Annotated in this window: 11 protein-coding genes; 4 read left to right on the top strand and 7 right to left on the bottom strand. The window is 65.5% G+C overall.

What is annotated here, in order from left to right; translation table 11 throughout:
* Positions 1 to 12 precede the first annotated feature (12 nt).
* From ATO3_RS11420 to ATO3_RS11405, 4 genes are all read right to left on the bottom strand, one after another.
* Positions 13 to 957, bottom strand: a complete 945-nt coding sequence (locus tag ATO3_RS11420) for a 3-hydroxyacyl-CoA dehydrogenase (protein WP_088649999.1) — start codon at positions 955 to 957, stop codon at positions 13 to 15.
* Positions 958 to 1,113: 156 nt separating this feature from the next.
* Entirely contained in the window at positions 1,114 to 1,425 is a 312-nt protein-coding gene (locus tag ATO3_RS11415; protein ID WP_088649998.1) for a DUF4387 domain-containing protein, read from the bottom strand.
* Between the two features lie 3 nt (positions 1,426 to 1,428).
* Positions 1,429 to 2,793, bottom strand: a complete 1,365-nt coding sequence (locus ATO3_RS11410; protein ID WP_198963261.1) for an acyclic terpene utilization AtuA family protein — start codon at positions 2,791 to 2,793, stop codon at positions 1,429 to 1,431.
* A 59-nt stretch (positions 2,794 to 2,852) separates the two neighbouring features.
* The gene (locus tag ATO3_RS11405) at positions 2,853 to 4,199 is read right to left on the bottom strand and encodes an LLM class flavin-dependent oxidoreductase (protein WP_088649996.1); all 1,347 of its coding nucleotides are present in this window, start codon (positions 4,197 to 4,199) and stop codon (positions 2,853 to 2,855) included.
* Between the two features lie 246 nt (positions 4,200 to 4,445).
* On the opposite strand from ATO3_RS11405, the gene ATO3_RS11400 reads away from it, so the two are divergent.
* Positions 4,446 to 5,465, top strand: coding sequence for a LacI family DNA-binding transcriptional regulator (locus ATO3_RS11400; RefSeq protein WP_088649995.1), 1,020 nt, complete (start codon positions 4,446 to 4,448; stop codon positions 5,463 to 5,465).
* 45 nt (positions 5,466 to 5,510) lie between these two features.
* On the opposite strand, the gene ATO3_RS11395 is transcribed toward ATO3_RS11400, so the two are convergent.
* From ATO3_RS11395 to ATO3_RS11385, 3 genes are all read right to left on the bottom strand, one after another.
* Positions 5,511 to 6,794, bottom strand: a complete 1,284-nt coding sequence (locus ATO3_RS11395) for a TRAP transporter large permease (RefSeq protein ID WP_088649994.1) — start codon at positions 6,792 to 6,794, stop codon at positions 5,511 to 5,513.
* A 1-nt stretch (position 6,795) separates the two neighbouring features.
* Positions 6,796 to 7,350, bottom strand: coding sequence for a TRAP transporter small permease (locus ATO3_RS11390; RefSeq protein ID WP_088649993.1), 555 nt, complete (start codon positions 7,348 to 7,350; stop codon positions 6,796 to 6,798).
* Between the two features lie 110 nt (positions 7,351 to 7,460).
* Entirely contained in the window at positions 7,461 to 8,450 is a 990-nt protein-coding gene (locus tag ATO3_RS11385) for a TRAP transporter substrate-binding protein (protein WP_088649992.1), read from the bottom strand.
* Between the two features lie 595 nt (positions 8,451 to 9,045).
* Between ATO3_RS11385 and ATO3_RS11380 the strand changes: the two genes are divergently transcribed.
* The 3 genes from ATO3_RS11380 (at position 9,046) to ATO3_RS11370 (ending at position 12,551) form a co-directional block, all read left to right on the top strand.
* Positions 9,046 to 10,104 (top strand): HesA/MoeB/ThiF family protein, encoded by a 1,059-nt coding sequence (locus ATO3_RS11380; RefSeq protein ID WP_088649991.1) that lies wholly within the window; start codon positions 9,046 to 9,048, stop codon positions 10,102 to 10,104.
* 75 nt (positions 10,105 to 10,179) lie between these two features.
* The gene (locus ATO3_RS11375; protein WP_088649990.1) at positions 10,180 to 12,198 is read left to right on the top strand and encodes a M3 family metallopeptidase; all 2,019 of its coding nucleotides are present in this window, start codon (positions 10,180 to 10,182) and stop codon (positions 12,196 to 12,198) included.
* Complete coding sequence (locus tag ATO3_RS11370) at positions 12,195 to 12,551, top strand: MmcQ/YjbR family DNA-binding protein (RefSeq protein ID WP_088649989.1); 357 nt, start codon at positions 12,195 to 12,197, stop codon at positions 12,549 to 12,551. Before ATO3_RS11375 ends, ATO3_RS11370 begins: the two co-directional genes overlap by 4 nt.
* Positions 12,552 to 12,589: the final 38 nt, after the last annotated feature.

Here is a 12,589-nt window from a genome sequence, read left to right as displayed (position 1 = left end):
GCTCCTGAAGTGTCACTCCGGTTGCGTTTTCTTGTGTGCGGCGAAGGCCATCAGGCGCTGGTCGCGCCAGACGCAGCGGTCGGCGAGCTTGTCGAGCGGAAGGCTGGCGCGCCGTTCGGCATCGGCACGGGCGATCAGATCGGCGCTCCACGGGGCATGTTCGCTGCGTTCGGCGGCGATATCGCGGTAGAGCGCGCCCAGGCGATGGGCATAATCGGCAATGCCGCCGGGCGCGTTGAGATCGATGGTTTCGAAGGGGCCCATGAAGGCCCACCTGGGGCCCAGGCCCTTCGAGATCGTCGCGTCGATGTCGTCGAGGCTGCAATAGCCTTCCTCGTAGAGCGCCCATGCTTCGCGCGGGAGCACGCCCTGCAGGCGGTTGAGCACGAAGCCGCGCAGCTCGCGCGCGATGCGGATCGGGTGCTGACCGACCGCCTGCATCAGGGCATGAACGCTGTCGACTGCCTCGGGCAGGGTCCATTCGGCGGGCACCAGCTCTACCACCGAAAGCAGGTAGGGCGGGTTCACCGGATGGGCGACAAGGCAGCGCGGGGCAATGGACAGCCCGGCGGTGAATTCCGACGAGGGAATGCCGGAGGAGGACGAGCCAACATGCGCGTCGGGCGCGAGAAGTGGCGCCATTTCGGCATAAAGCGCCCGTTTCACATCGACCCGTTCGAGGATGGATTCCTGCACGTAGACCGCGCCGCGCAGCGCCTCTGCCAGCGAGCCGGCAATGGTGATGCGCGCGGCGATCGGGGCGGGATCCCCGATCAGGCCATGGTCGGCGAGATCGGCGAGCGCGGTCTCCAGCCGGTCGGGCAGGTCGGCCAGCAGGTCGGCGCTGGCGTCGTGGACCTGCACCTTGCGGCCGGCGCGGGCAAAGACGATGGCCCAGCCCATGCCGACCAGTCCGGCGCCGATGATTGCGATAGGCCTGTCGCCGGAATTCTCCATGGCGGGCTCCTTTTGAACGGTTTGGTCTTTGCGCGGCCGGCGCGGCATCCGCCGGCGGCCTGTGCGCCCGTGACGGTCCGGACGACCCGGGCATACCCGCCGCGCCGAGAGATCGGCGGGTATGGCCATGGGCTTGTCTTTGTCTGGCCTGCCGGTTCAGAGCGGGATGTCGACGTCCAGCAGCGGCGCGTGCTGCTGGCAGCCGTAGACATCGGTGTCGCCGAAATCCCCGGCGGGCACGGCGCGGGGAAAGGTGACCTTGAAGGCCGCCGCCGCGTCGTAGGGGGTGAAGAGGATATCCGCCTCGTCCACGCCGTAGAGCGTCGAGAACAGCGCCGGGGTCAGGACGCCGGTCGCCTTGACCGCGCGATAGACCTCGTGATCCTCGAACAGCACGTCGACGGTGACGTTGAAGGGACCGGCATTCTTGCTCTTGCAGATCTGGGCGATGTCTTTGATGCGTGCCATGTCTCAGCCTACCTTTTCATATTCGATCGGGAACATCGCGCAGGGATCCGTGACCGCGACGGTGTGGAACACGCTGAACCGGTACATCGGCCCCATGGGGATGTCGGAGGGGCTGAACGGGAAGGCCATGTTGCCTTCCTTGCAGAGCCGGCCGGCGAAATCCGCGTGCAGCATCGAGGTCCGCGCCATGGCCAGCACCGCGTCGGCGATGTCCTGGGTCTTGCCCACGACCTCGATGACGAAGCCCAGTTCGTGCGCGGCGGTCTCCTTGACGGGTTCCCACGGACCCATGACGCCGTTGCGCCCGTAGGTGCGCACGATCAGGCGGTAATCGTCGCGGGGGACGCCGAAGGATTCCGCCTTCATCGCCACCTTTTCGCGATGGGTTTCGAGGTAGCTATCGATCTGGGAGATCAGGACCGGATCGCGGGTGCCGCAGATGGTGATCGTGCGGTATCCGGCCTTTTCCACGCCTTCCAGCTTGATCGTGTACTGGTCCGCCGGAGTCCAGGTCATGCCGTCGATCTTGACGGCGCGGTCGGACACGGCGGTGAAGGTGCAGGCGCTGGTATCCAGAAGGCCGCCGGGCTCCACGTGGTGGATCGGGCTCGAATTCTCGTGCAGGGCAAAGTTCGACACGGCCAGGGGGGTCGAGCGGCGGATCGGGTTGGGCGGCTCGCAGATCACGTGATCGTCGAAGACGCGAAGGAAGATGCAATCGGGCTCCTTGGGGACCGAGGGTTCGGCCCCGCATTCCAGCATCTTTCCGGCATACCAGGACGGGGCAGGGGCCATGCCGGCCCGGATGGCGGGCGCGGCCCATTGCGCGGGGTCGCTGCTGCGGCCGGTCAGGATCACCTGGGCACCGCCGTCAAGCGCCTTTGCGATGGGCTCGGGCCCCATCATGCCCACGACCCGTTCGGCCCGGCGCGCGGTGTCGGCGTCCAGAGGCGCCATCTTGACCAGCGGCTTGGTCAGCCCGGCGTCGATCCAGCTGATCAGGTCGTCCGCGCCCTGTTCGGAATGGATCAGCGCCATCTTGAAGGACAGGTTGTCTTCCTTCGCGATCTCGCGCACCAGGGCGGCGGTATCCTGCAGATGCGGCTCGCCGCCGGCGCCGCCGGCCGTGCCGACGATGCATGGGATGCCCGCCGCCGTCGCGGCCTGAAGCATCAGCCGCAGGTCCCGCTTGACCGACAGGCGCGAGCAGAAGGATTTGCCGGCGCCAAGGTAATAGGGCCCGGGATCGGTGCTGCCGCCGTCGCAGCCGATGACGTGGGGATCCCAGCTCATCCCGATCTTCAGCGATTCCTCGGCATAGCCGTAGCCGAGGATGCCGCTGGTCGAGAGCATGCGATATTCTTGCAAGATGTCCTCCTCTTCCGGCCGGGCCGGACAATGGTCGAACCCGATGCGCCGGGCCGGTGTCAGGGGTTGGTCAGGGCGGGCAGGCCGAGGTTCTCGCGCAGGGTCGTCCCCGCGTAATCTTCCTGGTAGAGACCGCGCCGCTGGAGTTCGGGCACCACGAAACGCGTGAAATCCTCGAAGGCGCCGGGCGTATGGGTGGCCGCCAGTACAAAGCCGTCGCAGGCGCCCGATGTGAACCAATCTTCCATCTGGTCGGCGACCTGGGTCGGCGTGCCGCAGAAGATGGGGAATTCGCCGATCGTGCCGCGCTTGGAATATTCGACGAAATCGCCCACCGTCGGACGGTCCTTGCCCGAGAGCGCCACGACCCGTTCGCGGAACCCGGTCCACGAGATCTTCTCCAGCTCCTCGTCGGTGAATTCATCGTCGAGAGACTTGCTGCCGAAGTCGAAGTTCAGCGCCTCGGACAGCAGGACAAGCGCGTCGATGGGCTTGGCCAGGTTCATGATGTAATCGCGCTTTTCCTTCGCGATGTCCTCGGTTTCGCCGACGCAGACATAGCAGGCCGGGCAGATTGCCACCTCATCGGGGTTGCGGCCGGAGGCCTTCACCTCGTCCTTGACCGCGGCGTATTGCTTGAGGCCGATTTCCTTGGTCGGGTAGACGACGAAGATCAGGTTGCCCCAGCGTCCCGCGAATTGGCGGCCCCGGCCGCTTTGGCCGGCCTGGATCAGTACCGGCTGTCCCTGGGGCGAACGCGGCACCGGCAGCGGACCCTTGACGTTGAAGTACGTGCCCCTGTGGTCGAGCTTGTGGACCTTTTCGGGGTCGGCAAAGTCGCCGGTGGTCTTGTCGAGGGTGATGGCGTCGTCTTCCCAGCTGTTCCACAGCCCGGTCACGACTTCGAGGAATTCATCCGCCCGGTCGTATCGCTGGGCATGCGGCAGATGACCGTCGCGGCCGAAATTCGCGGCCTCGGAATCGTTCAGCGAGGTGACGACGTTCCAGGCGGCGCGGCCCTTGGTCATCAGGTCGAGCGTGGCGAAGAGCCGGGCGACGTGGAAGGGCTCGTAATAGGTCGTGGAATAGGTGATCCCCAGACCGATCCTGCTGGTCGCCATGCCGATCGCGGTGATGATCGACACCGGGTCCATCTTGACCACGCGCACGCCGTTGGCGACGGCTTCCTTGTGGTCGTCCTGGTAGATGTCCGGCATGGCGAGCCGGTCGTCGAAGAACGCGAGGTGGAACTTGCCGTCTTCGAGGATGCGGCCGATGCGCTGGAAATACTCCGGCCCCAGGAAGTCCGTGGCCCCGGCCGGGTGCCGCCAGGACCCCGGCGCGATGGAACAGTTCTGAGCCTGGAGAAAGCCCACCATTTTGATCTGTCGCTTGCGCGCAGTCATGTTTCACGCCTCCCATTTCATGCTTGCCCGAACGTCTCGGGAGCGGTTCGAAGTAGTGCGCAAACGTGTGCGCAATGATGGTCAATGAAGCGCCGGCGTGTATGAATGTCAAGCGTCGGATCGGCCTGTCGTTCAAAATGGCGGTTGATCGGCCCGGCAGGGCTGATGCAGGAGACCTGGGGATGAAGGGCATGAAACGTTTTCACGCGCGGCGGACCGCTGCGAATCGCAAGGGGAGGGGAGCGGATGACTGACGAACCCGATCAGCCGAAGCCGCGCCGGCCCACCGTGGTCACCTTGTCCCAGCGCGCGGGGGTCGCTCCGTCCACCGTGACGCGGGCGCTGAGGGGAGACACGCGTATCTCCAAGAAGACGCGCGACCGCATCCTCGGCCTGGCGCGTGAACTCGGCTATACGCCCAACATCCTGGCGCGCACATTGTCGTCGGGGCGCAACGGGCTTTATGGCCTGGTTCTGGGGCCGGTTACCAACCCGTTCTACACGCAGCTCATGTACGCGGCGACGGCGCTGGCCGAGGAGCTTGGGTTCCGGCTGCTGATCATCCACGCCGGCGAAGGCCCGATCGAGGAACGGACGGCCCAGGCGCTTCTGAACTACCAGGTGAACGGCTGCATCATTTCCTCGGCGGTGATGTCGTCCCAGGCGGACAAGATCTGCGCGGCGAACCGGGTGCCTCTGGTGATGGTGAACCGGGTCGCCTATTCGCAGGGATGCGCCGTGACCTGTGACAACCGCGCCGGCGGGGCGGAACTGGCGCGTCTTCTGCTGTCCAAAGGGCGCCGCCGGTTCGGCATCATCCGGACGACCAACTTCAGTTCGACCTCCAAGGATCGCGAGGAAGGCTTCGTTGCCGAAATCAATGCCGCAGGCCTGGACGTGGCTCTGCGGGTGGATGGGCAATCCAGCTATGACGGGGGGTTTGCCGCGGCTGCGGAGATCGCCGCATTGCCGGACGACACGCGACCCGACGCGCTGTTCGCGCTCAGTGACATCATGGCGATGGGGGTCATGGACGGGCTGCGGCTGAAGGGGCTGCGCGTGCCGGAGGATACGGCGGTCGTGGGCTTCGACGGGCTGCCGGAGACGGGCCGCGAGATCTATGGCCTGACGACGATCGAGCAACCGTTGACGCTGATGCTCAAGCGGGCCTTCGAGATGGTCGAGGCCCGCGTGGCCAATCACGACATGCCCGACGAGGCGGTGTCGTTGCGCGGTCGCCTGATCCTTCGCGGATCAAGTGGCTGAGGCAATAAGGAGCGTCGGCCGGACGGGCGCCCGGCCGACGCGCGGTCACCCGAAGAACGGGATGTAGAGAACGATCATCGGGAAGGCGTAGATCAATGCGACCATGGCCATCATGATCACCGCGTAGGGAATGACGCCGTAGATCACCTCGCTCAGGTCGGATTTCGCCACGGACTGGATCACGAAGAGGTTCATGCCCACCGGTGGCGTGATCAGGGCCAGTTCGATCATCAGCACGAAGAAGATGCCGAACCACACCGGGTCGATCCCGTGCACGCCCAGCGCCGGCAGCAGCACGGGCAGCACGATCAGGATCATCGCGATCCCTTCGAGGAAGAGCCCAAGCACCACCAGCAGTAGCACGACGACAAGGATGAAGACGCCCGCGCTGGCGATGTTGTCGGTGATCCAGGTCGAGATTTCGAACGGGATCCGGTAGAGCAGGATCGCCTTGCCGAAGACATTGGCCCCGCCGATGATCAGCAGCAGGTTGGCCGTTGTCGCGCCGGACTGGAAAACCGCGCCCCTCAGCTCGGCAAAGCCGAAGCTGTCCCGGAAGGTGAACACGTAGACCAGCGTCATGATCAGGCCCACGGCGGCGGATTCGGTCGGGGTGAAGATCCCGGCATAGATGCCGCCGATCATCGTGATGGCGATCAGCATCGTCGGAAACGCCTTGAGCGAGACCCGAAGAAGCGATTTCCGCTGCTCCGTCTCGTCGCCCGTCTCGGTGACGGGGGCGCCGCCAAGGAAGGACTTCACCACGCAATAGGCCACGAAGGCCGCGATCAGCAGCAGGCCCGGGCCGACACCCGCCAGGAACATCGACGCGGTGGATTGCTCTGTCACCGAGGCATAGACGATCAGCGGGATCGACGGCGGGATCAGGATGCCCAGCGTCGCGCCGGCTGCCAGCGTGCCCATCACGAACCTCTGGTCATAGCCGCGTCGCGTCATCTCGGGGATGGCGACGGTGCCGATCATGGCGGCCACCGCCACGGACGAGCCGGAGATCGCCGCGAAGATCCCGCAGGACAGGATGGTCGAGACGGCGACGCCGCCCCGGATCGAACCGACCCAGCGTTGCACGGCGTCGAACAGGTCCTTGGCCACGCCGGCACGCAGCAGGATGTTCGAGGTCAGCAGGAAGATCGGCACGGCCAGCAGGATGAAGCTGTTGAAAGAGCCCAGGAAGTCTTCGGGAATACCGGCCAGCGGGATGCCCTTGAACAGGAACAGCAGGGTGCCGACGGCCGTCAGCGACAGGCCGACCGGTATTCCGCAGAACAGCAGCAGGAACAGGGCGGACAGGATCAGGACGGAGTCCACGTCAAATCTCCTCTTGTCCGAAGCCACCTCTGGGCCGTGTCCCTGTCACGGCCATCACGATGATGTCCGTCAGCGCCTGAAGCAGGAGCAGGGCAAAGCCGATGATGATGGCGAGGTAGAACACCCAGTAGGGCATGGACATGACAGTATTGGTCCGCCGATTGACGGAAATGGTCTGCATCATGGACTCCAGGGCGTACCAGGCGATGACCGCGGCAAGCACGGCGACCAGCGTGAAGGTGATGACTTCCTGGACAAAGCGGGCCCGCGGGCCGAGCCTGTCGAGCAGCACGGTGATCGTGATCATCTGACGCCGGTTCAGGCAGGTTGCCAGGGCCAGGAACGTGCCCCACACCATGCCAAGCCGCGACACTTCCTCGACCCAGTGGGTCGGATTGTTGAAGCCGTAGCGGACGACGACCTCGTATGCGACGCAGCCGCCGACGACAAAAAAGATCCATGAACCGATATGGCCGGACGTCAGGACGATCCGGTCCGTGACGGACAGCAGCCAGTGCCGCTGGCGCGGACCGGCCGGTGGGGTCTCAGCAGACATTGTTCACCTTTGGGTAGGAAGATGGGAAAGGCATTTCGGGGGGCATTCGGGGCCGGCAGGGATGCGGCGCATCATCCTGCCGGCCCCGGAGGCCGGACGGGACGGGGAGCTTACTGGATCTTCTCCGCTTCGTCGAAGACGGTCCTGGCGACGTCATTGGCATTGGCCAGGAAGTCTTCGGCAACCGGCCTGGTCGCGTCCTTCCAGGCAAGCTTTTCGTCCTCGGTCAGTTCGATGATCTCCATCTTGCCTTCAAGCTCGTCCTTGGCGTCCTGAGCAAGCTGGATCACGCCGTCCAGAAGCTCGGCCTCGAGTTCCTTGCCGACTGACTGGAACACCTCCTGCACCTCGGGCGACAGGCTTTCCCACATGGTCTGGCTCATCAGGGCGAAGTGGGTTTCGTACATATGGTCCGTCGCCACGACGTAGTCGGCCACGTCGTAAAGCCTGCGCCCGGTGACCGAACTCCAGCCGGTCATGCCGCCGTCGACGATACCGCGCTGCAGGGCCAGGAACTGTTCGCCGCCACTTGTCACGACCGGCGCCGCGCCGACCGTCTCGATGAACTGGCTGACCGTCGCGCCGAAGCTGCGGATCTTGAGGCCTTCCATTTCGGACGGCAGGCGCACCGGCTTGTCCCGCATCACCATCGTGATGGAGCCGAACGGGATCCAGAAGGCGGCGTTGAGGCCGGTCTTGCGGATCTCGGCATCCAGCGTGTCGCGGATCGGGGTGCCGACGGTGACCGAATTGTCGAGCTTCTCGCGCGTGTCGAAATAGAAGGGCACGGCGAAGATGTTCAGCGCCGGAATGGTCCCCGCGAGGATCGACGCCGACCCGACGCCGATATCAACGACGCCGCTTGCGACGGCCTGGTCCATCTGTTGGTCGGTCACGAGCGACTGGGCCGGGTAGATGTCGAAGGTGACCTGTCCATCGGTGCGTTCGGTCACGCGATCCGCGAATTCGGCAATGCTGAGGGTCAGGTAATGGTCCTGTGGCACGCTGGTGGCGATCCGAAGGCTGCGATCCTGCGCCGCGGCTGCACCGGCCGAGAGTGTGACGGCAGCGGCCAGCACGCTGCTGAGCAGATGTTTCATGGATGGTCCTCCTCTATCTCTTGCCGCCCGATCCGTCGGGCTGGGCGAAGATCTCTGTCCTTTGGCGCGCCGCCCTCAGTCCCTGCGGTGCGCAAATTTGAATGCGCAACCGTTTGCGCAACATTTGGGGATCAGATGAAAGTTTCGGCCATCCGTCAACCGAAAATCCCTGGCCGGGCGAAGAAGGCTTAGTCCATGATAAGGAGGCTGAAAAAATTTCACGGATGACATTTGCCATGGCTGCAACCAGGTCCCGGCACCGCACCGTTTTCCGTGAATCGTGTTCCTGTGCTGAAATCACCGGGGCCTGTCCCCAGCTCATGACGGAAAGACCAATCGCGTTAAGGTCGCCCTTCAAACGGCAGCAAGCATGCCTTCCAAACGGTTCGGCCTGCGCTTAGAAGAGAAAAATGACGAAATTGCATATAGACAAAGGGTCGCCGGACGCATGTGGCACGGGCCCAGTCCGAGGGATCGGCAGTGGGTCTTTCGTAGCCGGCCGTGACGACCCGATCGCGCAGACGGTGCTCGCGCCAGAGTTTCAGGCCCGCCTTGCCCCGGCCCGGGGCGGCGTCGGCCCGGACGGGGCAAGCTGATGCTGCTGGTCCTGGTCTTCGCGGGCGCGCTCTGGGCATTGGGCGCGGCGATGGGCGTGCCGGCGCGGGCGCGCTGGCAGGCGATCGGGCTTGTCTGGCTGGGGGCGCTTGCGATCAACGTGGTGCTGCCGGCGGGCCATCCGCTGCGCCAGGTCACGGGGCGCGAGCCGGAGCTGTGGCTGCTGATCGGGGCCTTCGCGGCGATGGTGATGCTGTACCGGACAGGGCTGAAGTGGCTGAAGGCGCGGGCGCCGCAGGCCGAGGAGACGCCCGAGGTGAAACCGGGGCGGTTTTCCCAGACCGAGCTGGAGCGCTACGCGCGGCATATCGTGCTGCGCGAGCTGGGCGGGCCGGGGCAGAAACGGCTGAAAGACGCAAAGGTGCTGGCGATCGGCGCCGGGGGGCTGGGCGCGCCGGCGCTGCAATACCTGGCCGCCGCCGGGGTCGGCACGATCGGGGTGATCGACGACGACGTGGTCGAGAACGCGAACCTGCAGCGCCAGGTGATCCATACCGACGACCGCATCGGCATGCCCAAGGTGTTCTCGGCCGAGATGGCGATGCGCGCGCAGAACCCCTTTGTCACCGTACGGCCCTATCACCGGCGGCTGGAGCCCGACATGGCCGAGGCGCTGTTCGCCGATTATGACCTGATCCTCGACGGGACCGACAATTTCGACACCCGCTATCTGGCCAACCGCACCGCGGTGGATCTGGGCAAGCCGCTGATCTCGGGCGCGTTGTCGCAATGGGAGGGGCAGCTGTCGGTCTTCGATCCGTCCTGGGGCGGGCCCTGCTACCAGTGCATCTTCCCCGAGCCGCCGGCGCCGGGGCTGGCGCCCTCCTGCGCCGAGGCGGGGGTGGTCGGCCCGCTGCCCGGCGTGGTGGGCGCGATGATGGCGGTCGAGGCGGTGAAGCTGATCTCGGACGCGGGCATGCCGCTTCGGGGGCAGATGCTGATCTACGACGCGCTTTACGGCGAGACGCGCACGATCACGCTGAAGCCACGGGCGGATTGCCCGGTCTGCCATGGCAAGGGCGCGCACAAGGCCGCCTGAGGTCCGACGTCATGCAGCGCCTCTCTGGACCTTGGCCGTGGTCGTGCCTAGCTTCTGGGTCAAAGGAGATACCACATGTCAAACCCCATCCTGGCCACCTGGACGACCCCGTTCGAGCTGGCCCCTTTCGACGCGATCTCCGACGAGGATTTCGCCCCGGCGCTGGACGAGGCGCTGGCCTTGCATAATGCCGAGATCGCGGCCATCGCCGATGACCCGGCCGCGCCCGATTTCGACAACACGATCGGCGCGCTGGAAGCGGCCGGCGCGGCGCTGGACAAGGTGCTGTCGGTCTTCTTCACCGTGGCCGGCGCCGACAGCAACCCCAAGCGCGAAGAGCTGCAGCGGGCGTTTTCGCCCAAGCTCTCGGCGCATTTCTCGGCCATCACATCGAATGCTAAGCTTTTCAGTCGGATCGACGCCGTTTGGCAGGGCCGTCATGGCGCGGGCCTGACAGAGGAGCAGGAGCGGGTGCTGATGCTGACCCACCGCAACTTCGTGCGCGCCGGCGCCGCGCTGCAAGGGGCCGAGGCCGAGCGGCTCACGCAGGTGAAATCGCGGCTGGCCGAGCTGGGCACGCAGTTCACCCAGAACCTGCTGGCCGATGAACGCAGCTGGTACATGGAGCTGTCGGAGGACGACCTCGAGGGGCTGCCCGCATTTGTCGTCGCCTCGGCCCGTGCGGCGGGCGAGGAAAACGGCGCGGGCGGCCCGGTGGTGACGACCTCACGCTCGCTGATCACCCCGTTCCTGCAGTTTTCGCCCCGCCGCGACCTGCGGAAACAGGCCTATGCCGCCTGGGCCGCGCGCGGCGCCAAGGGGGGCGAGACCGACAACCGCGCCATCGCCGCCGAGATCCTGAAGCTGCGCGAGGAGCGCGCCAAGCTGCTGGGCTACGACAATTTCGCGCAATACAAGCTGGAAACCGAGATGGCGCGCAGCCCCGACAAGGTGCGCGAGCTGCTGACGAACGTCTGGACCCCGGCGCGCGCGGCGGCCGAGCGCGATGCCCAGGTGCTGGAGCGGATGCTGGCCGAGGATGGCGTGAACGGCCCGCTCGAACCCTGGGACTGGCATTACTACACCGAAAAACGGCGCAAGGCGGAGCATGACCTGGATGAGACGGCCCTGAAGCCGTATTTCCAGCTGGAGAACATGATCGCGGCCAGTTTCGATTGCGCCAACCGGCTGTTCGGACTGGAGTTCAAGCCTCTGGACGTGCAGCTTTACCACCCCGATTGCCGGGCGTGGGAAGTGACGCGCAACGGCAAGCATGTGGCGGTCTTCATCGGCGACTATTTCGCGCGCGGCTCGAAACGCTCGGGCGCCTGGTGTTCGGCGATGCGCAGCCAGGCGAAGTTCCCGAAAGAGCAGGCGCCGGTGGTGATCAACGTCTGCAACTTCGCCAAGGGCGATCCGGCGCTGCTGTCCTTCGACGACGCGCGCACGCTGTTCCACGAATTCGGCCATGCTTTGCACCAGATGCTGTCGGACGTGACCTATGAAAGCATCTCGGGCACGTCCGTTGCGCGCGACTTCGTGGAACTGCCCAGCCAGCTCTACGAACACTGGCTGACCGTGCCGGAAGTGCTGGAAACCTTCGCCACCCATGCCGAGACCGGCGCGCCGATGCCGAAGGCCATGCTGGAACGCCTGCTGGCGGCGGAAACCTTCGACATGGGCTTCCAGACGGTGGAGTACGTGGCCTCGGCGCTGGTTGACCTGGAATTCCACGACGGCCCGGCCCCGGCCGACCCGATGGTGAAACAATCCGAGGTGCTCGAGGCGCTTGGCATGCCCCACGCCATCGGCATGCGCCACGCGACGCCGCATTTCGCCCATATATTCTCCGGCGACGGCTATTCCTCGGGCTACTACAGCTACATGTGGTCCGAGGTCATGGACGCCGACGCCTTCGCCGCCTTCGAAGAAACCGGCGACCCCTTCGATCCGCACAGGGCCGAGGCGCTGGAGGACAACATCCTGTCGACCGGCGGGTCGGTCGAGGCAGAAGAGCTCTATATCGCGTTCCGTGGCCGCCTGCCGGGGGTCGAGGCCCTGCTGGCCGGGCGGGGCCTGATCGCAGCGGAATGACACGGGAGGAGTTCAACAGCTTCTGCGCCGGGCTGCCCGGCACAACCCACGTTGTGCAATGGGGCAACGCGGATGTCTGGAAAGTCGGTGGCAAGGTCTTTGCCATCGGCGGCTGGGCCGAGGGACGCGATGCCTTCACCTTCAAGGTGTCCGACCTGGGGTTCGAGATCCTCTCCGAGATGCCCGGCCTGCGCCCCGCGCCCTACATGGCCTCGCGCGGGCTGAAATGGGTGCAGCAGTTCGAAGCCCCGGGCCTGCCGGACGCCGAGCTGCGCGACCACCTCACGGCGTCGTACGAGATGATCCTGGCCGGCCTGTCCCGCAAGAAAAGGCAGGAACTCGGCCTGGGCTGAGAGCGCGTCTGCTGCTTCTTCTTGGATCCAAATACTCC

This window comes from Marinibacterium profundimaris (assembly GCF_002210095.1).
Lineage (GTDB): Bacteria > Pseudomonadota > Alphaproteobacteria > Rhodobacterales > Rhodobacteraceae > Marinibacterium > Marinibacterium profundimaris.
The sequence above is the reverse complement of the archived record's forward strand: the minus strand, read 5'-3'. Positions and strand labels throughout refer to the sequence as shown.

Bases quoted from the DNA above. Each gene is read 5' to 3' on its own strand.
- ATO3_RS11420 (WP_088649999.1), bottom strand. From the start codon at position 957: ATGGAGAATTCCGGCGACAGGCCTATCGCAATCATCGGCGCCGGACTG.
- ATO3_RS11415 (WP_088649998.1), bottom strand. From the start codon at position 1,425: ATGGCACGCATCAAAGACATCGCCCAGATCTGCAAGAGCAAGAATGCC.
- ATO3_RS11405 (WP_088649996.1), bottom strand. From the start codon at position 4,199: ATGACTGCGCGCAAGCGACAGATCAAAATGGTGGGCTTTCTCCAGGCT.
- ATO3_RS11400 (WP_088649995.1), top strand. From the start codon at position 4,446: ATGACTGACGAACCCGATCAGCCGAAGCCGCGCCGGCCCACCGTGGTC.
- ATO3_RS11390 (WP_088649993.1), bottom strand. From the start codon at position 7,350: ATGTCTGCTGAGACCCCACCGGCCGGTCCGCGCCAGCGGCACTGGCTG.
- ATO3_RS11385 (WP_088649992.1), bottom strand. From the start codon at position 8,450: ATGAAACATCTGCTCAGCAGCGTGCTGGCCGCTGCCGTCACACTCTCG.
- ATO3_RS11380 (WP_088649991.1), top strand. From the start codon at position 9,046: ATGCTGCTGGTCCTGGTCTTCGCGGGCGCGCTCTGGGCATTGGGCGCG.
- ATO3_RS11375 (WP_088649990.1), top strand. From the start codon at position 10,180: ATGTCAAACCCCATCCTGGCCACCTGGACGACCCCGTTCGAGCTGGCC.
- ATO3_RS11370 (WP_088649989.1), top strand. From the start codon at position 12,195: ATGACACGGGAGGAGTTCAACAGCTTCTGCGCCGGGCTGCCCGGCACA.